Annotated in this window: 24 protein-coding genes and 1 riboswitch; of the genes, 5 read left to right on the top strand and 19 right to left on the bottom strand. The window is 37.5% G+C overall.

Translation table 11 applies throughout. The features are described from left to right. Positions 1-89: 89 nt before the first annotated feature. From frr to IV84_RS04480, 7 genes are all read right to left on the bottom strand, one after another. The gene (gene frr, locus IV84_RS04450; protein WP_046871967.1) at positions 90-653 is read right to left on the bottom strand and encodes a ribosome recycling factor; all 564 of its coding nucleotides are present in this window, start codon (positions 651-653) and stop codon (positions 90-92) included. Between the two features lies 1 nt (position 654). Continuing rightward, positions 655-1,377, bottom strand: a complete 723-nt coding sequence (gene pyrH, locus IV84_RS04455) for a UMP kinase (RefSeq protein WP_046871966.1) — start codon at positions 1,375-1,377, stop codon at positions 655-657. 373 nt (positions 1,378-1,750) lie between these two features. Continuing rightward, positions 1,751-2,629 carry a translation elongation factor Ts gene (tsf, locus tag IV84_RS04460; protein WP_046871965.1) on the bottom strand — a complete coding sequence of 293 codons (879 nt, stop codon included), beginning with the start codon at positions 2,627-2,629 and terminating at the stop codon, positions 1,751-1,753. 97 nt (positions 2,630-2,726) lie between these two features. Continuing rightward, positions 2,727-3,548, bottom strand: a complete 822-nt coding sequence (gene rpsB, locus IV84_RS04465; protein ID WP_046871964.1) for a 30S ribosomal protein S2 — start codon at positions 3,546-3,548, stop codon at positions 2,727-2,729. 232 nt (positions 3,549-3,780) lie between these two features. Further along, positions 3,781-4,776, bottom strand: a complete 996-nt coding sequence (locus IV84_RS04470) for a D-2-hydroxyacid dehydrogenase (RefSeq protein WP_046871198.1) — start codon at positions 4,774-4,776, stop codon at positions 3,781-3,783. Positions 4,777-4,845: 69 nt separating this feature from the next. Continuing rightward, positions 4,846-5,133 (bottom strand): GIY-YIG nuclease family protein, encoded by a 288-nt coding sequence (locus IV84_RS04475; RefSeq protein ID WP_046871199.1) that lies wholly within the window; start codon positions 5,131-5,133, stop codon positions 4,846-4,848. Continuing rightward, the gene (locus IV84_RS04480) at positions 5,114-5,875 is read right to left on the bottom strand and encodes a tRNA1(Val) (adenine(37)-N6)-methyltransferase (protein WP_046871200.1); all 762 of its coding nucleotides are present in this window, start codon (positions 5,873-5,875) and stop codon (positions 5,114-5,116) included. Before IV84_RS04480 ends, IV84_RS04475 begins: the two co-directional genes overlap by 20 nt. An 83-nt stretch (positions 5,876-5,958) precedes the next feature. Between IV84_RS04480 and IV84_RS04485 the strand changes: the two genes are divergently transcribed. Then, the gene (locus tag IV84_RS04485; protein ID WP_056986172.1) at positions 5,959-6,588 is read left to right on the top strand and encodes a lysophospholipid acyltransferase family protein; all 630 of its coding nucleotides are present in this window, start codon (positions 5,959-5,961) and stop codon (positions 6,586-6,588) included. An 81-nt stretch (positions 6,589-6,669) separates the two neighbouring features. Here IV84_RS04485 and IV84_RS04490 read toward each other — a convergent pair whose 3' ends face one another. The 4 genes from IV84_RS04490 to IV84_RS04505 all read right to left on the bottom strand — a co-directional run bounded on the left by IV84_RS04490 (position 6,670) and on the right by IV84_RS04505 (position 10,972). After that, on the bottom strand, positions 6,670-8,466 hold the full coding sequence (locus IV84_RS04490) for an ABC transporter ATP-binding protein (RefSeq protein WP_056986173.1): 1,797 nt from the start codon (positions 8,464-8,466) through the stop codon (positions 6,670-6,672). Continuing rightward, a complete protein-coding gene (locus IV84_RS04495) occupies positions 8,456-10,219 on the bottom strand; it encodes an ABC transporter ATP-binding protein (RefSeq protein ID WP_046871203.1) in 1,764 nt (587 codons plus the stop codon). The genes IV84_RS04490 and IV84_RS04495 overlap by 11 nt, the downstream gene beginning before the upstream one ends. A gap of 111 nt (positions 10,220-10,330) precedes the next feature. Further along, positions 10,331-10,558, bottom strand: coding sequence for a YneF family protein (locus tag IV84_RS04500; protein ID WP_046871204.1), 228 nt, complete (start codon positions 10,556-10,558; stop codon positions 10,331-10,333). 159 nt (positions 10,559-10,717) lie between these two features. Next, entirely contained in the window at positions 10,718-10,972 is a 255-nt protein-coding gene (locus IV84_RS04505; protein ID WP_046871205.1) for a DUF896 domain-containing protein, read from the bottom strand. Between the two features lie 137 nt (positions 10,973-11,109). Here IV84_RS04505 and lexA point away from each other — a divergent pair, with 137 nt between their 5' ends. Further along, on the top strand, positions 11,110-11,739 hold the full coding sequence (gene lexA, locus IV84_RS04510; protein ID WP_046871206.1) for a transcriptional repressor LexA: 630 nt from the start codon (positions 11,110-11,112) through the stop codon (positions 11,737-11,739). 43 nt (positions 11,740-11,782) lie between these two features. Here the strand turns inward: lexA and IV84_RS04515 are convergent, their stop codons facing one another. Continuing rightward, complete coding sequence (locus IV84_RS04515; RefSeq protein WP_046871207.1) at positions 11,783-12,907, bottom strand: glycerate kinase; 1,125 nt, start codon at positions 12,905-12,907, stop codon at positions 11,783-11,785. Positions 12,908-12,922: 15 nt separating this feature from the next. Then, a complete protein-coding gene (locus tag IV84_RS04520) occupies positions 12,923-13,165 on the bottom strand; it encodes a hypothetical protein (RefSeq protein ID WP_046871208.1) in 243 nt (80 codons plus the stop codon). A 151-nt stretch (positions 13,166-13,316) separates the two neighbouring features. On the opposite strand from IV84_RS04520, the gene IV84_RS04525 reads away from it, so the two are divergent. Next, positions 13,317-13,946, top strand: a complete 630-nt coding sequence (locus tag IV84_RS04525) for a hypothetical protein (RefSeq protein WP_046871209.1) — start codon at positions 13,317-13,319, stop codon at positions 13,944-13,946. A 59-nt stretch (positions 13,947-14,005) separates the two neighbouring features. On the opposite strand, the gene IV84_RS04530 is transcribed toward IV84_RS04525, so the two are convergent. From IV84_RS04530 to IV84_RS04545, 4 genes are all read right to left on the bottom strand, one after another. Beyond that, positions 14,006-15,178: a hydroxymethylglutaryl-CoA synthase gene (locus IV84_RS04530; protein WP_046871210.1), complete on the bottom strand. Its 1,173-nt coding sequence runs from the start codon at positions 15,176-15,178 to the stop codon at positions 14,006-14,008. A gap of 183 nt (positions 15,179-15,361) precedes the next feature. Further along, positions 15,362-15,994, bottom strand: coding sequence for a nuclear transport factor 2 family protein (locus IV84_RS04535; protein WP_046871211.1), 633 nt, complete (start codon positions 15,992-15,994; stop codon positions 15,362-15,364). Between the two features lie 140 nt (positions 15,995-16,134). Next, the gene (locus tag IV84_RS04540; RefSeq protein ID WP_052694482.1) at positions 16,135-16,884 is read right to left on the bottom strand and encodes an MBL fold metallo-hydrolase; all 750 of its coding nucleotides are present in this window, start codon (positions 16,882-16,884) and stop codon (positions 16,135-16,137) included. 33 nt (positions 16,885-16,917) lie between these two features. Then, positions 16,918-17,934 (bottom strand): amidohydrolase family protein, encoded by a 1,017-nt coding sequence (locus IV84_RS04545; RefSeq protein ID WP_046871212.1) that lies wholly within the window; start codon positions 17,932-17,934, stop codon positions 16,918-16,920. A gap of 122 nt (positions 17,935-18,056) precedes the next feature. On the opposite strand from IV84_RS04545, the gene IV84_RS04550 reads away from it, so the two are divergent. Next, a complete protein-coding gene (locus tag IV84_RS04550; protein ID WP_046871213.1) occupies positions 18,057-18,635 on the top strand; it encodes a hypothetical protein in 579 nt (192 codons plus the stop codon). 229 nt (positions 18,636-18,864) lie between these two features. After that, positions 18,865-20,295, top strand: a complete 1,431-nt coding sequence (locus tag IV84_RS04555; protein ID WP_046871214.1) for a DHA2 family efflux MFS transporter permease subunit — start codon at positions 18,865-18,867, stop codon at positions 20,293-20,295. 63 nt (positions 20,296-20,358) lie between these two features. On the opposite strand, the gene IV84_RS04560 is transcribed toward IV84_RS04555, so the two are convergent. Together IV84_RS04560 and eno are read right to left on the bottom strand one after the other, a co-directional pair. Further along, a complete protein-coding gene (locus tag IV84_RS04560; protein ID WP_052694483.1) occupies positions 20,359-22,710 on the bottom strand; it encodes an HAD-IC family P-type ATPase in 2,352 nt (783 codons plus the stop codon). A gap of 67 nt (positions 22,711-22,777) precedes the next feature. Further along, a riboswitch (Fluoride riboswitch) is annotated at positions 22,778-22,844 on the bottom strand. Positions 22,845-23,053: 209 nt separating this feature from the next. Further along, positions 23,054-24,337, bottom strand: coding sequence for a phosphopyruvate hydratase (gene eno / locus IV84_RS04565; RefSeq protein ID WP_046871215.1), 1,284 nt, complete (start codon positions 24,335-24,337; stop codon positions 23,054-23,056). Between the last annotated feature and the right edge of the window lie 202 nt (positions 24,338-24,539).

Below are 24,539 nucleotides of genomic sequence, written 5' to 3' on the forward strand. Positions count from 1 at the left end.
ACCAATACGATTTGACAGAGACCCTAAAAAACGCAAACAGCACTGATAAACTGTCAGGCTCTTGCGTTTTAAAATACATTTAAAATATTCTATTCAGATAAAACTTCTTTTTCTTTATCGGCTACAATCTTGTCAACGGCTTTAATTGCCACATCAGTAACTTTCTGCATTTGTGTTTCTAAATCATGGAGTTGATCTTCTGTATAAGTACTGTCTTTTTCACCCTTCTTCAGATCATCCATTGCATCACGTCGTACATTTCGAACCGCAACCTTTGCGCGTTCGCCTTCTGCTTTGACATCTTTTGCTAATTCCTTACGTCGTTCTTCTGTAAGTTGAGGAATCACCAAACGAATTGCTGTGCCATCATTAGATGGGTTGATGCCTAAATCAGAAATCAAAATTGCCTGTTCTAAACTTTTTAATGCTGTTTTATCATACGGTGTAACCATAATTACACGTGCTTCTGGAATCGTGATTGATGCCATTTGGTTAACCGGTGTAGGAGTTCCGTAATAATCAACCTTAATGCGATCTAATAAACTGGCATTTGCACGTCCTGTCCTAATGTTGCCCAATTCGTGTTCCAAAGATTGCTCTGCTTTTTTCATACGATCTTGTGCGTCTTTAATACTGGTATTTTCTACTGCCATGTTATTTCCCCCTTACGGTAGTTCCAATTTTTTGTCCTTCAACAACTTTTTTTATATTACCCGGTTTATTAAGATTGAAAACGACGATTGGAATATTGTTTTCCATTGATAAAGAACTGGCTGTGGTATCCATGACTTTGAGACCTTTATCAATAATATCTAAGTGAGTAAGTTCTTCATACTTAACAGCTGATGGATCAATGTTTGGATCAGCTGAATAAATGCCATCAACCCCGTTTTTAGCCATCAGAATGGCATCAGCATCAATTTCAGCACCACGTAAGGCAGCTGTGGTATCTGTAGAAAAGTATGGGCTGCCAGTTCCAGCCGCAAAAATCACAATTCTATTTTTTTCTAGATGGCGGACAGCCTTCCGACGGATATAAGGTTCTGCAATTTGTCTCATTTCAATAGCTGTTTGCACCCGAGTAGGAACACCTAAAGATTCTAAACTGTCCTGCAAGGCCAATGCATTCATAACCGTTGCAAGCATTCCAATATAGTCAGCTTGTACACGTTGCATGCCCAACTGTTCACCAGTCTCACCACGCCACATGTTACCACCACCACAAACGACGGCAATTTCAACACCCAAATCATGAACTTCTTTTAATTCTTTAGCTACTGTTTTGATTACAGGCGGATTGATTCCCGTCCCTTTATCTCCAGCAAGTGCTTCACCACTGAGCTTCATTACTACCCGTTTATATTTAACCTCTGTCATGGTTGTCCTCCTAAAATTATCAATGATCATTTTATTCACAAAATTTTATTCTCAGTACGGGTGATCATTATCACTGCACTAATTAGGTGGCCAGTCAAATTGACTCTTCCACTTGTTTCTTCCGTTCTAGTTTATCATAAAAGCAGTACAAAGAGCCATTTATTCGGCAATTTACCTTATGCAACTGAGTAAAAGGTGCATACGATAAAACATTTATAAATATAACATCATTTTTCATTCAAATTAATTTTTTTCTATTTGTATCTAAAACAAAGCTTGAACAAAACGGCTCTTGTTATTTTTTTAAAAAAATAACCGTCTTAATAAAAAAAGGTACATTGCTTTCGCAATGTACCTTGATTTAAATATTAGCTTAGTCGCCCATTTCTTTTTTTACTTCTTCAGCAAAGTCAACATTTTTCTTTTCAATGCCTTCGCCAACTTCATAGCGGATAAATGATTTCACTTTTCCACCTTTAGAAGCAACATATTTTGCAACTGTTTGGTCAGGATCTTTAACAAAATCTTGATCATCCAAACTAATTTCAGCCAAGAATTTGTTAAGACGACCTTCTACCATCTTAGCGATGATTTTAGCAGGTTTGCCCTCTTCTTCAGCTTCTTTAGTTAAAACCTCACGTTCATGATCTAAAACCTCTGAAGGTACTTGATCACGGTTAACGTACTTAGGATTAATAGCGGCTACGTGCATTGCAATATCCTTAGCTGTATCGTCGTCAGCACCATCTAAAACAACTAATGTAGCGATCTTACCGCCCATGTGCAGATATGCACCAAAATGTTGGTCAGCAGTTTTCTTAATTGCATCGAAACGACGTAAAGTGATTTTTTCACCTGTTACTTGAGTTGTTTCGACAATGTCGTCGTTAATGGTTCCCTTTGTGGTCTTAAGTGCCAATGCGTCTTCAACTGTTTTAGGAGTATTTAATGCTAATTGAGCAGTGATACCCTTTACTAAGTCGATAAATTGGTCGTTGGAAGCAACGAAATCAGTTTCTGAATTAACTTCAGCAATTGCAGCCTGGTCATCATGAATTTCGACATCTGCTAAGCCTTCAGCAGCAATACGACTGCTCTTTTTTTCAGCCTTAGCAATTCCTTTTTCGCGAAGAAGATCAATTGCTTTATCCATGTCACCATCACTTGCAACCAATGCCTTCTTTGCATCCATCATACCAACACCGATTTTATCACGTAATTCTTTAACCTGAGATGCGGAAATACTTGCCATAATTATATCCTCCTTTAAAATTCTCAAAATTTCATTAAAAAGGCCATCTCGGTCTCAGGCCAAAAAGGTCGAGACTTACGACAGCCTAAAACAAAAACTATTTTGCAGAACTTGCTCCGCCTTCAACGGTTTTCTTAAGATTTTCAAGAGAATCTGAAGAGACTTCACTAGTAGCAGCGCTCTTTTTAGCTGGTGCTGCGCTCTTTGCTGCTGGTTGATCAGCGTCTTCTTGGTCTTCACCTTGACGACCTTCAATAACGGCATCAGCCATTTTTGAAGTGATCAAACGAACAGCACGAATAGCATCATCATTTGATGGAATAATAACATCAATTTGATCAGGATCTGTATTCGTATCTACCATAGCAATAATTGGAATGTTCAATTTACGAGCTTCTTTAACTGCGATTTGCTCTTTACGAGGATCAACAATAAATACAGCATCTGGAATATGAGGCATATCTTCGATACCACCCAAAAACTTCTCCAACTTATCTTTTTGCTTGTTAAGAAGAGAAACTTCCTTCTTTGGTAAACGATCAAAAGTACCGTCTTCATTCATCTTTTTAAGATCCTTAAGCCGTTTGATACGTGTTTGAATCGTATTCCAGTTAGTTAAAGTTCCACCTAACCAACGATGGTTAACATAATACTGACCTGCACGAGTTGCTTCTTCTTCAATTGCATTTTGTGCTTGCTTTTTTGTACCAACAAATAAAATAACACCGTTATTAGCTGCGATATCTTTTACAAAGTTATAAGCAGTATCAATCATTTTGACTGTTTTTTGTAAGTCAATAATGTAAATACCGTTCCGTTCTGTAAAAATATATGGTTTCATTTTTGGATTCCAACGACGTGTTTGGTGACCAAAATGAACTCCAGATTCGAGCAATTGTTTCATAGAAATAACTGACATAAAATATATACCTCCAATAGTTTTTTCCTTCCCAACCTTCATCCGATTTGAGAACTCAATGAGCACTGGTCAAATCATCCAGTTGGGTGTGAATTTGGTTTAACACCAGGAACAAGTATACCGAAAATATTGCCTCACTGCAAGTAATACTTTAAAAGACAGTGAATTTTAATCACAAAAAAAGAGTTTACACAATTATGTAAGCTCTTTTTCATTTAATTTCTATCTAAAATTAGTCAAAGCTAACTTCATTATCAGCTTTTCCATTTTCGATAAAACTCTTGTTATTATTTAATGAGATTTGAACCATATTCTTAACAGCTTTGGTTGTATAGAATGCTGCATGTGGTGTGATCAAGACATTATCACGTGCATAAAGGTTATTGAAGACATCATCATCAATCTTCTTGCCCTTGTGATCAACATCAAAGATACCAACTTCATTTTCGTAGGTATCAAGACCAGCGCCAGCAACTTTGCCGTTGTCAAGTGCACGGATCAAAGCATCTGTGTCGATAAGTGAACCACGAGCATAATTAAGAATGTAGACACCATCCTTCATTTTGCTAAAGGCATCATCATTTAACATATGATAGTTATCTTTTAATGCAGGTACATGCAAAGTAATAACATCAGCTTGTGCATAAATATCATCCAAGCTATCTACATAAATGCCTTCTTTTTCCAATTCAGGATTACGGAAAACATCGTAGCCAATAACTTTAGCGCCAAAGCCCTTGAAGATGTCCATTGCTGCACGGCCAATTCGGCCAGTTCCAACAACACCGACCGTTAATTCGTTGAGTTCTTGAGCAATATCTGGTGCCCAACGGAAGTCGCCTTTAGCCATTTTGTTTTCGAAACGTGGCAAACGACGTAATAAAGCCATCAATGCTGTTACTGATAATTCAGCAATAGCACTTGGTGAATATGCTGGAACATTAGAAACTTTAATGTTGTATTTCTTAACAGATTCAGCAGGAACGTTATCAACACCAACATTTCGTAAGGAGAATGCATGGATTCCAAATTCATCCATCTTCTTAAAGATGCCATCAGTATAAGGTTTTTGCTGATAAGCAATTACCCCATCATAACCCTTAGCTAGGTCAATATTGTCTTCAGTTAAAAGGTCAGAAACAGCCTTAACTTCAACATTATTTTTCTTAACCCATTCATCTAAATATGGTTTTTCATCATCACGAATACCATAATCAATAATTTTCATTACAAAAATTCCTCCTTAACAAATGTATCTTTAGTATAACACTGAAAACAAAATTCATGAAAAAGACTTTCAGACTTTTGGAAGTTTTACATTATGTAAGTCGAGAAATTGAAGCTTGGCTTTACGCGTTTGATGCTTAAAATGATACTCCGCACTCAATGCATCATGTTTCGTTTCATAAGTTTCAGAATAAATTAATCGAACCGGACGACGACTCTTTACGCGCGTATACTTTGCTCCTTTTCCAGCATTATGTGTAGCTACTCGCTGAGCTAAATCAACCGTAAAACCTCCGTACAACGTCCCATCCGCACAATAAAGCACATAAAAGAAGAATTTACGATTTTTTTCTACCATAAAGTAATCCCTTCACTTCTGTCGAGTATTCCTTTCCTTCATATGTATACAAAGGTTCCACAAACCGCATCCCACCTTTTCGACCATCTTTAATTGCTTCGATTAAAACCATGTTGGCCTCGCTATGTTGGCGTGGATAAACTAACCGAATCTTTTTTGGTGCTAATCGATGACGTGCCAAAGAAGCCATAATTTCCGAAAAACGGTCAGGGCGATGAACCAAATATAATTTTCCGTTCATTTTTAGTAAACCGGCCGATGTCTCCAACACCTGATCAAGGTTCGTTTTAATCTCATGACGTGCCACCGCCAAATATGGATTGGGATTTTTCTTACTTGCTATTTGGTTTTTAAAATACGGTGGATTGCAAAGAACAAAGTCAAATGTATCTTTTTCAAATTTTCTAAAAGTATCTGCTAAGTCCATATTTACCATATGGACTTGATTCTGAAGCCCATTCAGTTCAATACTTCGTTTCCCCATATCAGCTAATTTTGCTTGCAATTCAATCTGAAAAATTTGTCCTTTGGTTTTTTGACTGGCAAAAAGTCCTACTGCACCATTGCCTGCACATAAGTCCATAATTTTCACTTTTGGAGAAGCTTTTAGTTTTGCAAAATTTGCTAAAAGAACCGCATCTAACGAAAACGAAAAGACTTCTGAGCTTTGAATAATTTTAATATCTTGACTGTACAGTTGATCAATTCTTTCGTTACCGTTTAAATTTACAGATTCTGTCATTTTTCCCCTTAATCATTACTTGCAACAATCTCATTTTTTGTCCATACTTAAGATATAAATTAGCATGATTGGAGAGTTGCACAGTGCTTTATTCCTTTTTAAGAATTGTAATTCGTTTACTATTATACATTATCAATGGCCGTCCTCGTTACTTAAACCGAAAGAATCTTCCAAAGGGATCATACATTCTCGTTGGCCCACATCGAACTTGGTTTGATCCAATCCTGTTTGCTTTAGCGGCTAGTCCTAAAAAATTTTCATTTATGGCTAAAGAAGAACTATTTAAAAACCCCATCATTCGCTGGATTCTGGTTACCTGTTATGCTTTTTCTGTTAATCGAAAACATCCTGGTCCTTCCGCCATTAAGACTCCCGTGAAAATTCTGCGAGAAGGAAAGCTTTCAATGATTATCTTTCCTTCTGGTTCACGTCATACACAGCATCTAAAGGGAGGCGCAGTTGTAATAGCTCAAATGGCAAATGTGCCACTTATCCCAACTGTGTACCAGGGCCCCTTGTCTTTCAAAAAACTTTTTTCACGAAAAAAAATCACCGTTGATTTCGGGAAGCCAATTGTCGTAGACCGCAAACAACGGATGAATGAGGCGGGTCGTGCTGCCCTTGACGAAAAATTACAATCTGCATTTGATCAATTAGACCAAGAAATCGATCCAAATTTTCATTACGTTGATATTTCTAAAAAAAATGAGTGAATGGAACAAAACGTTAATGCTTATTTTCCACGCTTTATATAACAAAAAAGACTGAGAAAAATACTTTCCCAGTCTTTTTTGTTATTCAGTTTCTACTTTGGTATTTCCTTGCATTTGGTACATATCGTAATACATACCTTTCTTAGCAAGTAATTCATCATGAGTTCCACGCTCAATAATTCGTCCATGCTTTAGAACCAAAATTTGGTTAGCATCTTGAATCGTTGACAACCGATGGGCAATCACAAGAGACGTGCGACTTTGGCTCATCTTTTTCAAACTTCCTTGAATCATATCTTCTGTTTCTGTATCAATATGTGCAGTTGCTTCATCCAAAATTAAGATCTTAGGATCACTGGCAATTGTACGAGCAAAAGAAATTAATTGACGTTGACCGCCTGAGTACTCCACCCCACGTTCAATCACTTTGTTATGGTAACCATTTGGTAGTTCCTCAATGAAATGATCAGCTTGAACAAACTGAGCTGCCCGTCGAATTTGATCATCAGTAATATCTTCATTATACATGCGGATATTTGAAGCAATATCCCCATAAAATAGAAATGGTTCTTGTAAAACTAATCCAATTTTTTTCCGCAACTCCGCTTCTGCATAATCACGAATGTCATGGCCGTCAACAAGGATTTGACCAGATTGAAACTCATAAAATCGCATTAAAAGATTGATGGTTGAACTCTTACCACTACCAGTTGATCCAACTAAAGCCACAGTTTCACCAGGATTAACCGTAAAGCTAATATCATTTAAAACGTTATTTTTACCATCGTACGAAAAAGTAACGTGTTTAAATTCCACTTTTCCTTCTGAGATTTCAAGATCTGACTGCTCATTTTGTTTTGGTTGATAACTTTCATTATCGAAAATTCGTAAAATTCGAGTGCTTGCAACAAGCCCATCTTGGAAAGTAGAAAGATAATCCATCATAGACGACATTGGATTGTAAAAACTATCGATATAACTTACAAATGCATAAATAACTCCTGCAGCTACTGGTTCTTTGAAAGCATTAATACCAAATAATCCTAACGCAATCACAACGCCCAGCGCATACATTAAATTAATGATTGGATTTAAAAGCAAAGAGTTCATACGAATCATTGAAAATCGGGCAAATAAGTATTCGTTATTTGTTTTTTCAAATTCACTTTCAATTCTTTTTTCTTGGCGAAATTGTTGAATAACTCCAATTCCGACCAATGACTCACTAATTTTGGTGTTTAACTGGCTTAAGTTTTCTCTCATTCTTTGATAAACCGTTGAACTATATTTTTGGTAAAACCAAATTATAAAAACTAAGAATGGTAATAATGATAGCGTCGCCCAGGTAATCTTCGCATTCGTTGTAAACATAGCAACCAAAGCAGAAGCCATCCCAAAAACGCCCACAATAAGTGTTAAAAACAGCGTCCAGAAGTCCTGTAAACTCATCGTATCATTAGTTACCCGAGACACTATTGATCCAGCCGGGGTGGCATCAAAGTAATTCATCCCCAATTTATGCAATTTCCTAAATAAAAGAACCCGCACTCTTTCTAACGTTCGTTCGGCTCCCATTGCATAAAGGAAAGTTTGCCCAAACTGAAAAATTGCTTGTAATATTGCTCCTAGAAAATATAAACCAGCAAACAAAAACATAATCGAAAGTGGCGTTGAACTATGGATTAAAAAATGATCCATATAATATTGAATCAACCTGGGAAGTAAAATATTAATTACACTTACAATTCCTGCAAAAATAATTGCAACCACAAATTGTTTCCAAAAAGGTTTTGTAAAAGGCAACATTCGTTTAATTGTACGAAATTGCTCTTTAGTGGTCATAGTATGTGCCCAAATTGATTCTTTTTTATTCTGCATCTAGGTCACCCTCCTTTGCAATTTTAGTTTCCATTTGTTGTCTATGGAACATATCTTGATACCAACCATCCTGCTTAAGTAACTCTTCGTGAGTTCCTCGTTGAATAATTTCACCACTGTCAAGAACCAAAATTTCGTTAGCATTCATCACACTGCTTAACCGGTGCGCAGCAATTATGGTCGTCTTGCCTTTACGTTCCTTACGCAATTCCTTTAAAATTTCATGTTCTGTTTCACCATCAACCGCAGAAAGGGCATCATCCAGGAGAAGGATCTCTGGATTAATAATCAGTGCCCGCGCAATGGCAAGCCGCTGGCGTTGACCGCCAGACAATGACACGCCTTGCTCACCAACCTCGGTATCAAACTGATCAGGTTGATCTAAAATGTCGTCATACAAATCACTTTTTTTAGCAGCTTCTATAACTTCTTCGTCAGTCGCAGAAAAGTCGCCAAATTTAATATTGTTTTTGATCGTATCAGAAAAAAGAAAACTTTCTTCTGGCACATACCCAATCGATGGTAAATATGTGTTTAACGCATAATCCTTAATGTTAATGCCGCCAACCGTTATTTCTCCCTTATAGTCGTCAAACTCACGTAAAATAAGTTTCATAATCGTTGATTTTCCGGTTCCAACTTTTCCAACCAAACCAAGGGTATTTCCAGCTGGTAATTTAAAACTGACACGATTTAAACTACTTTGTTCGTCACCTGGATAGGTAAAGGACTGAATTGCGAAATTTAAATCACCAGTTGCACGTTGTTTAACCGCATGTTTGTCATCAATAATGCTAGATTTTGCGTGTAACAACAAATTGACTCGATCATAACTCGCATTTCCACGTTCCATGATATTAAACAAATTACCAATGGCAAACATTGGCCAAATCAGCATGGTAATGTATGAAATGAACGAAACAAGTTGTCCAATATTAATGACGTTATGAACAACAAATGATCCGCCTAAAACAAGGGTAATCATGTAAGAAACACCAATCAAAATAGTGGTCATCGGATTAAACATTGCATCTAAAGCGTTAACTTTCCGATTAATTTTGATAGTCTGATCAATTAATTTTTCAAAATCAGCAGTATCTTCTTTATCTTGTCCAAGCGATTTGATCACTTTAATTCCCATAACACTTTCCTGTGTTTTGTTATTTAACCGTGAAAAGGCCGCCTGTGATTTACGAAAAGCAATATGAATCTTTGTTCCTAAATAACCAGCACTAATGGCAAGTAATGGGAACGGAATCATAGCCAACAACGTTAAGCGCCAATCTACAAGTACCATCATGGCAATAATTGTTGTAATACCGGTAATAATCGAATCAGCAAATGATAAAATTCCAGAACCAGCAACTTGTTGAATGGCCTGTAAATCATTAGTTGCATGGGCCATCAAGTCTCCTGTGCGATGTTCCTGATAGAAAGTTTGATCCATCTGCATGTAATGAGTAAAAAGCCGACTACGCAACGTTTTTTCTAGCCGAGCCGCCCCACCGAAAATCCGTGATCGCCAGCCAAATCGAAAAAGGTATTGTAGAATCGCAACACTTACTAAAACAATCAATGAAAACGTCAAAGTTGTTGCTTTTAACTTATTGGTACTGATTAATTGAACCAAATTACCAATAATTTTAGGTGGTAAAACATTTAAGACAGCCACGAGAAGAAGAAAAATAACTCCAATTAGATAATTCCATTTCTCTATTTTAAAAAACCAAGCTAATTTCCGAAATATTGACACGAGTTACTCCTCCTATTTGTTTACTATCTTTCAAATTTCCTCTAATTTTTGGCAACAAAAAAAGGACAAAAATAATCTTTGTCCTTTATCATTCATAAAATCTGTCTAAAACTATTTTTGATGTTTAGCTTGATTCTGCATAGAAGACATCATTTGATGTAACTTCTTTTGCGATGGTTTTTGTCCCATTTGCAACATCATAGTTCGTAACATATCTTCATTGATCGGAGGATTATTCTTAAGATAGCTTTCCATATATTTACGAGCAGCGAAGAAACCACCTACTGCCCCAAGTAATAACGCAATAACAACAATTAAAATCCAAATTCCTGTTGACAATGTTCTAACCTCCTTACAATTATGTATACTACTCTATAGTACACAAAAACTTCACAAAATAAAAGAGGTCATCCTGATTTCCCTATCAGTACCTCTTATTCTATCATTAAATTTAAATAAGAAAAGATTAAATGACCATTACAAAACTAAATGATCGATTTAATCATCACGAAGTCCCTTTTTCCGCTGAACATTTTTCACTTTTTCCGGGGTAACTTCTTTACCACTCTTATCAAACACTTGCATCATTTCAACTTGACTTTTAAAACCTTCTCTAAATCGTTTTAAATATCTCTGACGCAGGTCTTTACGTTCAATGATTTCTAAATCTGTTAAGCCATCACTCTTGGCTTTATGGGCTAATTCATTAATCCTTTTAATTAATTTTTGAAATTCTTCATCTTTTTCTGCCAATTTTTTCACTCCCGATTTGTTTACCAATGATTTTACACTGTTATTGATTTTTTTTCAAAAAATTGAACCCGAACGTTTGTTTGAATACTGTAATTGCATATGGTAAAATGAGAACAAGAAAATGCGAGGTGCTCACAATGTCAAAAACATCTGAAAGTAAGCAATTTGCTGTGCTTAGATACATATATGATAAAGTAAACGAAAAAGGATATCCACCAACTGTGCGTGAGATTGGTGAGGCAGTTTCCCTCTCCTCTACTTCTACTGTCCATGGCCATATTGAAAGATTACAAAAAAAGGGACTTTTACAAAAAGACCCTACCAAACCACGTGCTTTAGAAATTACACCTGCGGGTTTAGAGGAATTAGGTGTTAGTGCCACCCCTAATAAAATTCCGATCTTAGGAACTGTCACTGCTGGTGCACCAATTTTAGCCGTTGAAGAAGCAACTGACTTTTTTCCACTTCCTCCTGATTTTGAACACGAGGATGGTGATTTATTCATGTTGAATATTCGTGGAGAAAGCATGATTCAGGCTGGAATTTTAAATGGTGATCAAGTTATTGTTCGTAAACAAAGCTCTGCAGATAACGGTGATATTGTCATTGCCATGACAGAAGAAAATGAGGCCACTTGCAAACGGTTCTTCAAAGAAACTGATCATATTCGCTTACAACCCGAAAATGATACCATGGCTCCAATTATTTTAGATAACGTTAGTATCCTTGGCCGTGTAGTTGGCTTATATCGGGATAAGATTTATTAAACATAAAGGTTCAGTGGATGAAATGCCTTGAACCTTTTTTTATTTACAAATAATTGCTAGTCAACCATTCACTCAAGTGATAAATATTTTCAGAGCCCATGTCGAGAGTTTGTTTGGCTAGTGGTTGCCCGTCATTAATGCTTTTAACCAATTTGATATTTGCAGGTAATTCACCTAAATCAGGTGCAATTCTACCTGCTAAAACAATAACTTTACATTCTGGATTGAGTTTCAAACAGGCTTCGGCAAGTCCAAACGGTACCTTTCCATTTCTGGATTGCGTATCAAATGATCCCTCACCAGTAATTAAATAATCAGCATTCACAACTTTTTCTTTAAAATCAAGTAATTTTAGAATGCTGTCTATACCTGATGTTAATTGCGCACCAAAAAATGTTTTTAAGCCATAACTTAGCCCTCCGGCACCTCCAGTTCCCCAATCGGAAGCAAAATCTTTACCCAAATCTCGTTGAACAACCAGTGACAGATGGTGGAGATTTTCTTCAAGAACCTTTTTATCATCTGAAGAGGCCCCTTTTTGTGTACCAAAAACATTAGTTGCTCCATCCGGTCCTAAAAGCGGATTAGCCACATCATTTAAAACAATTAGTGGGACTGAAATGACCTTTTTCGTGGGTGCAACAATTGTTTCAAGTTCACTCAACCCGCCGTTTCCTAAATCAATAGACTTCCCGGCTTTATTCAAAAACTGAAAACCTAGCGCCATTGCCATCCCGGCTCCACCATCATTGGTGGCACTGCCACCGACACCTAAATAAATTTTCTTTGGTCGATGGGCCAAACTTGCCTGGAGTAATTGGCCCGTTCCAAATGTTGTAGCTCTAAATGGATTAAGTTCAGCACCTTTTAAATGTTCTATGCCACTGGCAGATGCCATATCAATTACCGCCACTTTGGCTTTGTCTTCGGTTAGCCCAAGTTCTGCCTTAATTGGTCGTCCAATCGCATCAGTGACTTCAACAGAATAACGATTACCTTTAAAATGGTCCATCAACACTGTCATTGTTCCTTCACCACCATCCGCCATTGGTAAAGAAACCGTCTTAATTTTTGGATCGACCTTTTTCAATCCTGCCACAATACTTTCAGTAGCCTTTTTTGCAGTCATGCTATTTTTAAATGAATCCGGAGCGACAATAACTTTCATATTTAAGCCTTCATTTCATTGTTCATCTCGTTCGTCTAAATCTACGCGCACACGCTGGATGCGCTTACAATTCTTTATATCTACAACTGTATTATACTGAATTAAAGAAGCCTTGTGTCGGTCTCGGTAATTAATTTGTAAAACTTCAATTACAAGCTTTGTACTCAAAACATTGATTATTTTTCCAACAAATGGATGATCCAAATCATCACAGTTTGTACATCTGACTAACATTCCAATCTTAAATTCAGACAGCATTTAATCACCGCCAATCATTAGTATATTAATATGATAACAATTAGAAACAGTAAAAAGCAATTAAGAACCTTAAGATTCCTTATTTTCACGATTGTACTTTAACTTTTTTTGAGCGATAATATAAGAAAGTATCCGTAAGGGAGAGTAATTTATGTTATTTTTGTTCATTATGGCAATATTTGCACTTGTTTTATCCATTCTTAGGCTGTCCATGGTTATCCAAAATGGTGAACGACTAGTTTCGCCGATTCTGCTTACCGTGGTCTGTATAGGACTGATTATTTTTAGTGGTATTAATTTACCATTTTGGCATAATTCAAAATCTAACCGTTCAGCTAGTTCCAGTTCTACAGAATTAGTTTCAAAATCTTCAAAAAATCTTAATGGTAGTTTTTCTAATGCTGGTGAAAAAGTGTTTCCAGGAGATGCCAACAAAAGAAAAAATGCAGCTCAGTCTGTTAAAGCTGATAACATTCTTAAATCTCTTCAAAAAAATTATAAAGGTACAGGAACCGTTTCTTTTAACAAGACAAACAAGGAATATGAAGTTAAGCCAACAAATAAGGAATTTGTTAGTTCACTCAAATCTTTAATTAAAAATCCTGCTAATGCAAAAGAAGCCAATTTTGATCAGGTGGCCACAAACTTCAAGAAACTTTCTTCATCCATCAAAAAGAATCTTGGCAGTGGTTATTCAGTTTCATTGATGAATCCTAATCAAGAAACAAAACCTCTATTAACAGCAAAAGATGGTGTCGTTACTTATAACTATTTTAAATAAACGCTCAATTAGTTCAAAAAAGGGATCGTGCAAATAAAAGCACGATCCCTTTTTGGTTCTTAAACTTTCCGACGTTGATATTGGCGTTGTTGATCCTTTTGTCCAGCTAAATAAAATTTTGCCGAATCAATTTGAGTATGAGTCGTAAAATCATCAGCTGACAAAGGCATTTGCGAATTAAACATTGCCTCATACTCAGTAATCGAAAGTTCTTCACGATCTTCCAGCAAATGCTTCACTTTGTCACCACCAATGGCAGTTTCAAATCCTGGTTGAAGCGTCGTCACATAAAATTCCCCTTCGGCACCTGATCCATAACTGAATAACCCAATTTTTTGCCCACTCTTTAAATTTTCACTGTTAACTAATAAGGAAAGTAAACTCAGATAAAGCGAGCCAGTATACAAATTACCAACCTCGCGACTGAAAATACGTGAATATTCAAATTCTCTTAATAATTGAGTTGCATGCCGGTCATCAGTTTTTGATAACACTGACTTTAGGGCCTTTAACCCCATCTTTGTATAAGGTAAATGAAAAACAATTGCTTGCAAATCCGAGAGTTTTGTTTGTGTTTTAGCTTGATACTCAGTCAACGTGCGGTCAAAAAAATCAATGTATTCTTGAGAAGAATACTTGCCATCAACAACCGCCTGCGTGGCATACAACGGGCGCCAGAAATCCATAATGTCAGCCGTATAATGGGCTGATGGTTCCTCAATTGTCAATATTTTTGGATTGGCACTGATAATCATTGCCATAGCACCACCACCTTGCGTAGGTTCACCAGCACTATGCAGGCCATATCTGGCAATATCGGACCCAATCACTAAAACCTTACTTTCCGGATGGGCTAACACATGATCCTTTGCAAGTTGAATACCCGCTGTCATCGCATAACAGGCTTGTTTAAGTTCCACACTTTGAATATTTGAGCGCAATTGCAACAGATGCTGGAGATAAATTGCCGCAGATTTTGAATTATCGACACCTGACTCCGTTCCAAAAAGGACCAGATCAATTTGATCACGATTTCGATCATCAATAATTTGGTCAGCTGCATTTGCGGCCATTGTCACGGCATCCTGTGAGTTTGGAATGACTGATTGTTTGCTTTGGCCAATCCCAATCAAATATTTGCCAGGTTCCTCATTTCGTGCTTTTGCCAGCTTGGCCATGTCCACATACCATTTAGATGTATAAAACCCAATGCGATCTATTCCAACTTTCACCGTATATTGCCTCCGTTTTTCACCGTTAAATACTTCCTTAATTTATTTTATCACACGCAAGCTAACTACCAAATAATTACGAAAACCGTTTAAACAAACCCTAATGATTACCAAAGCCTAATATCAGGTCAAAAATATGGTCTGATTTCCCGTTTGGAGAAAATCAGACCATTATTGATAATCTTAAGCAAAGAACCAATTACTAGCATCATGGTAAACTTTTTCAACTGTTTCCGGTTGATCTTCACCAGGTAAATCTTGACTACTTTTTAGTCCTGTTCTTGCCAAAATGTAGCAAAGCCCTTGATAACTGGTACGGTATGAAGCAAGTTCTTTAGAATCAATTTTGATAGTTGAACCAGGAACGGCTGGTATTAATTCATCTCGTTCATAAATGCAGTCCCCATTAACTAATTTCCAGATTCCGTTAATCTTTTCCAAACGCGAAAAAATCCGCGCATACGAATGTAGATCAACCGGTTGACCATCCAATTCAGTCCGTGGTGACAACATCATAACCGTCATTTCACCAATTGCCTTATTGCCGTTTACCCAAACCGAAGTCGAATTGATTTTGTGTTTAGAGCCCCCACCATTTGCTGCGGAAACTTTCTCAAAATAACCTTTTGCGGAACCGTCATACCAAGAGACATGAATTTGCGCATCATCGCTATAACAATCAGCTTCCTGGGTATAAAGACCGTTATCACGACAATAACGTTCATACTCCAGCAATTCACGAATCTCAGCACGATCTTGAAAGGCTTTTTTATCTGATTGATCAAGCGGTGCATCATAAAAATTTTTAATAGTCATAACTAAATCTCCTCCGATTTCATTTAAAAGTTAGTCAATATTCAATGCATTGTACATCACAATAAAAGGATTGTTCGCACTGCGATGAGCACGCGCATGCATTGTTTCAGTTTCCTTCACAGCACCAGACGGCATATTTGTCAGTGGTGATCAGCTTCTACCTTACCTGCTTTTATTTCATCAATATTATTTTCAAGCATGCTTAAAACAGAAACTGGGAACGCATCTATCCGATGACCACTAAATAATTGCGCCTGATCACCGATTAAATTATGCAACTTATGAATTGCAGTTTCCCAAGTGGTTAAAGAAGCACACCGGGAATCATAAAGTTCACACATAGTTGCAGTTGCAATCCCATCACCAGTAAAACCAACATGGTTTTTAACATCCACAAAACACATGCTTCCTTTAGAATGTCCTGGCATTCCAACCGCTTGTAAGATAATTCCTCCAAGATCAAAAGTGTCTCCATCTTGAAGTGGTTGATAATTAAATGATGTTGCCTGAGGCATGCTAGTCTCCATGTGGGCAACAAGTGCTTCGTTATGGCCACTTGCAATATCAACATCATGCAAACGATCAGCCGGCGCAAAAGCTGCCTTCATGATTTCATCATCAGCAGGATTCATATAAACTGAATCAAACAAAGAAGCCCCACCGGTATGATCAGGATCACCATGTGTTAATAAACAAACAAGCGGTTTCGTTGTAATCTGACGAATCACATTAAGAAGCTCCCGATCAATGCCAAAACCAGCATCGATCAAAGCGGCTTTATTTTTACCAACTATCAACTGCTGAGCAAATTTAATGGGTCGGGTCGTAATATTTTCGCTAATCACATAAACTTGATCATTAACCGGCGTAACTGTATACAAATTATCCATAACTATCGATCTCCTTAATTTATAAATCGACTATTACTTACTTAAATGCAGTAATTTTTCAGCATTACGATATGCAATTTTTTCTTGATCTTCCATGCTTAAACCAGCATCGGCCAAAAATGTCGCTGCACCAGTGGGATGGTTATATGGATAATCTACTGAATACATCAAATGATCACTACCTACCTCAGTCATATCCAACTGTAATTGGGCATTAAAGAACATGCCACTTGGTGTAATGTAGAAATTGTCCCGGTATGTTTGACTAATGCTGCGATCAAGGTGAGCCGTCAGTCCCAATGTTTGATCCATTCGCTCTAAGAAATTAGGAACCATTTCACCCCAATGACCAGTAATAATATGCAAATTAGGATGACGATCAAATAGCCCAGATAAAATCAGACGAACCATTTGCACCCCAAGGTCCTCATGCCAACCCCAGCCAGCCCCTGCAAAAGTAAAAGCAGTTAATTCTGACCAGCCATCGCCGTCATAGTAATGTTCTTTAATATCATTTGGGATCACTGCAGGATGAAAATACAAAGGCACATCGAGTTCTTCGGCCTTAGCAAAAATTGGTTCATAGAACGGATCGTCAAAGAACTTGCCATCATAATAGCCATGAATCATTGCCCCTTGGAGACCTTTTTCTTTAACTGCACGTTCAAGTTCGGCAGCTGCCGCCTTAGGATCCCCAACTGGCAAAACTGCCCAACCTCCAAACCGATCAGGATGAGTAGCAATCGCATCAGCCAGGTCATCATTAGCCATTCGGCTCAGGTCAATGGACACCTTTGGATCAAGATTTTGGGGCGAATTATCGCCATAGCCCATAATTTGTTTATCAATCTGATTTGCATCCATAAATGCCAGACGTTTGTCACCGACGCTCGTTAATTCGGTGTTATCTTTTTTAGATTTAGCCACAAATTCGGCAATGCTATGATCTGCCGGATCTTTATGCGGATTGACTGGAGCAGGCATATAAGGTTTAGCTGCCTCATTGACGCGTTTTGATTCCCAGTGTTCTTCTAATGTAATAAATTTCATGTTGTTTTCCCCTTTTGTTTTTTTATATTTACTTTACAGACCCAATAATAAGGACTTACATAAACAATTAATAGACCCTTTTGGTGTCAAAAGCGCTAAAATGTCACATAGGAGGTCGCAAAATGAATACAATTAAAATGCAACTTGCCCATGACAATCATATCGATCAACGCCTACAAGCCACGCAAGACAGCCTTTTTGCTGTACTAAAAAAAGACTATCTAGCCAATCAACAGTTTTCAACAATTCGAGTAGGCACCCTTTGTCAAGATGCTAAAGTGGCTCGCCAAACATACTATCGTCACTATGGAAGTATTGGCGAAATCATAGAAGTTAGCTGTGTCAGAATGATTAACCAGTTCCTCCAGAAAATTGATCGAACACCCAACTCTACCCGTATTTCTGCACAATTAATCGTAGAAGCTTTATCCAATCACCAAACTTTGTTAAAAATGATGTTTTGGAGTAGTGAACAGGAAATGGTCGTTCAATTAATTACCGGAGATATTCTTCGTGTTTACAGTTTTGAAGATATTCACGAATCTCATAAACCCTTTATTGCAGAACTTATGGCTCGTAGCGTTCTAAGTTTTGCTCAAGTTCTAATAAAGTATCCTCAGACCAACAAAGCCGATTTGATTCGTATTTATAAAAGAATGGTTCCGGCACCTGCCACTTTAACTAAAGAAGACGAAAAATGAAAAATTCATTTTCATCTTCTTTTTATATTTTGCATTAAAACTGGCTACTATTAATCATGAATCCGAAAAATAAAAATGCCCTTAAACTAATGAATTCAAAAGGTTTAGAACTTATTTATCTTAAATAAAGCGTTTACTTATGGTTTTAAGCATAAATGACTTACGAGAGTTAAAATTTTATGCTAATGTAAACAATTGCCTGGTAAAAAGAGAAAAGGAGTTCTAAATTATGTCAGAAAGTTCCGAAAAAAAATCAGCAGAGTATCAAGCTGCTGTCACCGTTAAACGTCCAATGCTAGCTATGATTGGTCTATTAATCGGCGGATTTGTGGGGATGCTAAGTGAAACTTCACTTAATATTGCCCTTCCAAGCCTAATGGCTAAGTTAAACGTCAACGTAAGTACTATTCAGTGGTTAGTAACTAGTTACATGCTGGTCATTGGAATCGTTCTTCCGCTTTCAAGTTTACTTACCAAATGGTTTACAACGCGACAACTTGTACTTTTCGCGTTAGCAGATTTTATTGTTGGTGCAATTATTTCTGCATTAGCACCGTCGTTTGCAATTTTATTAATTGGCCGAATGATCCAAGGTATCGCTCCTGGAATTATCTTGCCATTAATGTACACAGTTGCAACCTTAATTTTTCCACCTTATAGGTTAGGAACTGCCATGGGAATGATCGGGTTGGTTATTATGTTTGCTCCTGCGATTGGACCGACATTATCTGGAATTATTCTTGGTGCCCTATCATGGCACTGGATATTTTGGACATTTGTGCCATTCTTATTAATTGCAGCATTCCTAGCTTATAAATATCTTCCAAATGTAACAAAAATTACTAAGCCTAAAGTCGATATCCTATCTATTGCCTTATCCACGATTGGGTTTGGTAGTCTAGTAACGGGCGTAAGTTTGGCAAGTAGTCATGGTTGGAATTCACCTTTAGTATTGGGAATCCTAGTATTTGCACTATTAGTTCTGGCAGCTTATATCTACCGCCAATTGCATTCCACCAATCCAATCTTAAATTTTCATGTATTTGAAAAACCTAATTTCAGAATTGGCGCCATTCTAATTATATTAGATTTCGGAATTATCATTTCCTCTATGTACCTATTACCAATGTTCTGGCAAAATGGTTTAGACATTGCAGTTGCGCTAACCGGGATTGTCATGTTGCCAGGTGGAATTGTTAATGCCATTGTTTCAGCAATCTCTGGCCGTCTTTTTGATCGTTTAGGTGCCCGTTTATTAGCCGCATCTGGTTTCTTAATTGTTATTGTTGGAATTGTGATGCTTTTGTTTGCCACCCCAACGTCAGCAATGTGGTATGTCATTTTGGCCCACATCATTATCATGATTGGTGCCCCACTAGCAATGTCACCAGCCCAAACATTTGGCCTAAACGCGCTTGATGTGCATTCAACGGGTGATGGCAGCACGATCATGAATACTTTCCAACAAATGATGGGCGCTGTAGCAACAGCCGTAGCAACCAGCTTATTAGCTGTTGGTCAGCATGCTTCGTCAGCACCGGAATCTTCGCGAACAGCATTTACAAACGGTGTTCATTACGGATTAATCTTCCCGTTAGTTCTTGCAGTTATTGCTTTTTTGATTTCATTTAAAATTAATGATAAATCTGAAGGTAAATAGGTTTTAAAACTAAAATAATCAAAAATGCTTATTCAGGAGTCTATTCTGAATAAGCATTTTTGATTATTTCTTTTCATGTCGATAATACTGAACCTTTAGGAAATCAAGAATTATCGTTGCAATTACAGTAATACCCATCACTAATAGAATCCACGCCCAAGAAACGGGAGTCGTAATCCACCCCTCAGCGGCTAAACAAGTAGCCACGACAATATCTAAAGCAACCATTCCAGCAACCCAGTTACTTGGGCGTGAGCGCCAAAACACTCCTTCAGTTCGTGTCATTAAAATTGTTGTCATTGCTGAATAAATTAAGTAAAGAAACATAAGTGAGCTAATGTCTGCCTGAGAAACGACCGTTTGTGAAACAAAGTACCATAGAAGCATTAATCCAACTGCTAACCAACCAATTGTAAAAATCGCAGCTATTTTAGTTAATTTAAGTAAATCCCAATGTTCAGGTTTTCGTGATGGAACGGCTCTGTCGGTTCCTAGAACTAATGTCACCATATCATTCATGACAACAATAAACACAATTAGACTTAAAGACACAGGGAAAAATCCAGCAAAAATAAATCCAAATGTCAGAAGTGCTGCTAACTCAGCCGTTCGAGCCAACTTAGTGATTGTCCAAGTCATCATGCGTCGATAAACCCGATGCCCACTATCAATTACCTTCATGATGTCTAATAAACTATCATTAGTTAGTACTACCTTAGCTGCCTTTTTGGCAGCATCAGTAGCCGTCGATACAGCAATTCCCACGTCTGCTTGTTTCAATGCCGGTGCGTCATTAATGCCATCTCCAGTCATGCCTACAACACTCCCCTGATCTTGTAAAGCCTTAACCACTTTAAATTTATCCTCAGGAAAAACATTAGCGTAACCATCGTAGGCAAGCGGGTTATTCAAAGCATCGTGAATATCTGAAATGCGATCACCAATGCCGACTTTTTCTGCAATAACCTTGGCAGTCTCACGCGTATCGCCGGTCAGCATAATCACTTTAATCCCTCGGTCACGAATTTTTTGGACAGCTTCTTTTGCATCTTCTTTAGGCATATCCGTTAACCCAATCAACCCAACAATTGTAAACTGCTGATTGTTATTGGCACGAATTCCAATTGCTAAAACTCGCGCACCACTGGAACTGATTTTTTTGATGTCATTGATATAAGTTTCAGGTACATTACCCATCTTTTGTAGGGTAATTGGAGAACCCATCACAACTTCTTTGGGAGACCCATTTTCCACAATTTCGGCTGTTGAAAATTTAACGGCTGGATCGAAGCCTTTGAAACTCTTACGCACAAACCCTTCAAGATGTCGTTGGTTAAATTCACTCAGAATTGCGTTATTAATTGCATCGTTAGCAGTGTCATCTGCGGCAGCGGCGGCTAATTTAATCAAATTAGTTTCATCATATTCTTCATTGTACCTAATGATGTTAGAAACCTTCGATTGATTTTTAGTCAACGTCCCCGTTTTATCGATCAACAACACATCTAAACTCGCGGCTTCTTGAATTCCCGTTAAACCAGTCACTAAAACTTGCTGTTTTGTAAGTTCTTTAGCCTCAAGTGAATTAGCAACTGTAAAACTAGATGGCATCGAAATTGGAATTGTTGCAATAAACAAAATTACCAGAAACGGTAATAATTCCTGCCAGGACGTTCCGCGAATGAAAGCCGTAATCACTAGAATTATTGCTAGAACGATATCCAAATAGGCAAGATAGCGAACAATATTAAAAAGTAACGTTTGAAGACGTCCAGGAGCCTCTGAATTTTGGGAAAGCCCAACAGTTTTTCCATACGAGCTTTGGGACCCTGTGGCAATAACCTTTGCGATAATTTCACCATGGGTAATGGTAGATCCAGAAACCACTTTTCCACCTGATTTAATAGTCACATCTGCAGATTCACCAGTAAGGGCTGCCTGATTTACGCTAACCGTTCCCTGCAAGATCTGCAAATCTGCAGAAACAATGTCCCCAACCCGTTGATGGATAATATCCCCAGGAACAAGCTCCTTCGATGTGCAAACTTGCCATTTATTATCTCTCAATACTCGAACTGAGATTTTTAGTTTTTTATGCAAAAAACCAACTGCATTTTTAGCACGCCGTTCTTGAATTTCACCGTCAATAGCTGAAAATAATAACAATAATACAATAACTAATGCTTGAAATTGTTTTCCTAAAATAAATTCAAAAATGATGGCTGCTTCTAACAACCAGGAAATCGGATTCCACATGCGTTTTAAAGTTCCAATAAATGGACCGTCTTCTTTAGTTGGCACTTCATTGTTTCCGTATTGTTTTGTAAGTTGTTCTACTTGTTTCGAACTAAGCCCTGAATTACCCATAAACTGTTCTTCAAAATTTGAATTTTGATCAGATTTTGTATCAACCATACCGCTACTCCCCTTCAACTCACTATTTTAAAATAAAAAACGTCTACTAACATTCCGAAAATTCGAAATATCAGTAGACGTTATCAATTATCGTTTCGATAATAATTAGGGTGAACATCATCACCATTTTATTAATCAATTTACAAAAAGGTGATACAAATATAAATATTTGTATCACCTTTTTTCGGCAGCTGCCAAATTTACTCGAGTCGTAGGACTCCGTTAGCACTTAAAAGCTTGTCACCAAGGTGCTACCGTCCCTCTATTACTGATATTTATGCACGTATCTTTTTCAGGAGGAGATACTAATTTAAGATAAATTTGACATTGGTGAAGTAATTAATTAGTCAAAATCTACATTGTTAGGGAAGCGTGCAATTCGGGTACTCTTGCCTAAGTCTTCCTCAATCCGTAACAACTGGTTGTACTTCTCAACACGTTCTGAACGTGCAGGAGCACCAGCCTTTAATTGTGCTGAGTTTGTAGCAACTGTAAAGTCGGCTACAAAGGTATCACCGGTTTCACCAGAACGATGTGAAATCATGGTTGTGTAACCATTTTTACGAGATAAACGAACAGCTTCAAGAGTTTCAGTAACGGTACCAATTTGGTTAAGCTTGATTAGAATTGAGTTGCCCAAACCATTCTTGATGGCTTTAGTGATTAATTCAGGGTTAGTGCAGACCGGATCGTCGGCCACAATCTGAACTTTATCGCCCATCTTAGCAGTAAACTTCTCAAAGTTATCCCAATCATCTTCACTGAATGGATCTTCAATAGAAATAATTTCAGGGAACTTCTTAAGGAGACCTTCATAATACTGACCCATTTCGTCAGCTGATTTATGAGTGCCTTCAAAATCATATTGCTTTGTCTTTGTGTTATAGAAGTATGAAGCAGCAGCATCAAAAGCAATGGCAATTTCTTTACCAGGTGTGTATCCAGCTTTTTGAATAGCTTCATGTAACATGGTTAAAGCTTCTTCAGAAGACTTCAAGTCAGGTGCAAATCCACCTTCGTCACCAAGACCAGATTGATAACCAGCATCTTCAATAACTTTTTTCAATGTATGATAAGTGTTAGCGATTTTTTCAAAACCGTCACGGAAACTTGTCCGTTCAACTGGGGTGATCATAAATTCTTGCATATCAATTCCGTTATCAGCATGTTCCCCACCGTTGATAACATTATGGAATGTTTGTGGTAATTCAAGATCTGCACCACCAAGATAACGGTACAAAGGAATCTTTTCGTAATTTGCAGCAGCACGAGCAGTGGCCATTGAAACACCGAGAATGGCATTAGCACCTAAACGAGCTTTATTCTTAGTTCCATCAAGATCAATCATAATTTGATCAACATTACCTTGGTTAAAAGGTGAAACACCCTTTAAAGCCTTGTTGATTTCAGTATTAACATTGTTAACAGCTTTGCTGACACCTTTACCCTGAAGACGATCACCGCCATCACGTAGCTCAACAGCTTCAAGTTCACCAGTTGAAGCACCAGATGGTACTTCGGCACGGCCAAGTGTGCCATCTGATAAAATAACATCTGCTTCAACCGTTGGATTGCCTCGAGAATCAAAAATCTCTCTTGCTTTAACCTGATCAATATATACTGACATATAAAAAATCCTCCTCATATTTTTATCTCAAAAAAAAGGACGTCTGCCTGCTAAATAAGCTGGCAGACGTCATCAATTATTCGAGAATAATATTACCGCGAACGTCATCGCGTTTAAGTTTTACAAGATGAGTATAGTTCAGGTTCTGAAGATTTGCAAATTTAAACCATTAAAAGTATGTGTCAAGTTTTCCTAGGTGCCT

The sequence above is a fragment of the Pediococcus damnosus genome (assembly GCF_001437255.1).
Lineage (GTDB): Bacteria > Bacillota > Bacilli > Lactobacillales > Lactobacillaceae > Pediococcus > Pediococcus damnosus.

Excerpts from the sequence above, each read along its gene's own strand:
- IV84_RS04535 (WP_046871211.1), bottom strand. The coding sequence starts at position 15,994 with ATGACTATTAAAAATTTTTATGATGCACCGCTTGATCAATCAGATAAA.
- IV84_RS04545 (WP_046871212.1), bottom strand. The coding sequence starts at position 17,934 with ATGAAATTTATTACATTAGAAGAACACTGGGAATCAAAACGCGTCAAT.
- IV84_RS04475 (WP_046871199.1), bottom strand. The coding sequence starts at position 5,133 with ATGGTAGAAAAAAATCGTAAATTCTTCTTTTATGTGCTTTATTGTGCG.
- IV84_RS04490 (WP_056986173.1), bottom strand. The coding sequence starts at position 8,466 with ATGCAGAATAAAAAAGAATCAATTTGGGCACATACTATGACCACTAAA.
- IV84_RS04560 (WP_052694483.1), bottom strand. The coding sequence starts at position 22,710 with ATGGTTGATACAAAATCTGATCAAAATTCAAATTTTGAAGAACAGTTT.
- IV84_RS04550 (WP_046871213.1), top strand. The coding sequence starts at position 18,057 with ATGAATACAATTAAAATGCAACTTGCCCATGACAATCATATCGATCAA.
- tsf (WP_046871965.1), bottom strand. The coding sequence starts at position 2,629 with ATGGCAAGTATTTCCGCATCTCAGGTTAAAGAATTACGTGATAAAATC.
- IV84_RS04470 (WP_046871198.1), bottom strand. The coding sequence starts at position 4,776 with ATGAAAATTATTGATTATGGTATTCGTGATGATGAAAAACCATATTTA.
- eno (WP_046871215.1), bottom strand. The coding sequence starts at position 24,337 with ATGTCAGTATATATTGATCAGGTTAAAGCAAGAGAGATTTTTGATTCT.
- rpsB (WP_046871964.1), bottom strand. The coding sequence starts at position 3,548 with ATGTCAGTTATTTCTATGAAACAATTGCTCGAATCTGGAGTTCATTTT.
- IV84_RS04540 (WP_052694482.1), bottom strand. The coding sequence starts at position 16,884 with ATGGATAATTTGTATACAGTTACGCCGGTTAATGATCAAGTTTATGTG.
- IV84_RS04515 (WP_046871207.1), bottom strand. The coding sequence starts at position 12,907 with ATGAAAGTTATTGTCGCTCCGGATTCATTTAAAAATAGCATGACTGCA.
- IV84_RS04555 (WP_046871214.1), top strand. The coding sequence starts at position 18,865 with ATGTCAGAAAGTTCCGAAAAAAAATCAGCAGAGTATCAAGCTGCTGTC.
- frr (WP_046871967.1), bottom strand. The coding sequence starts at position 653 with ATGGCAGTAGAAAATACCAGTATTAAAGACGCACAAGATCGTATGAAA.
- IV84_RS04525 (WP_046871209.1), top strand. The coding sequence starts at position 13,317 with ATGTTATTTTTGTTCATTATGGCAATATTTGCACTTGTTTTATCCATT.
- pyrH (WP_046871966.1), bottom strand. The coding sequence starts at position 1,377 with ATGACAGAGGTTAAATATAAACGGGTAGTAATGAAGCTCAGTGGTGAA.
- IV84_RS04520 (WP_046871208.1), bottom strand. The coding sequence starts at position 13,165 with ATGCTGTCTGAATTTAAGATTGGAATGTTAGTCAGATGTACAAACTGT.
- lexA (WP_046871206.1), top strand. The coding sequence starts at position 11,110 with ATGTCAAAAACATCTGAAAGTAAGCAATTTGCTGTGCTTAGATACATA.
- IV84_RS04480 (WP_046871200.1), bottom strand. The coding sequence starts at position 5,875 with ATGACAGAATCTGTAAATTTAAACGGTAACGAAAGAATTGATCAACTG.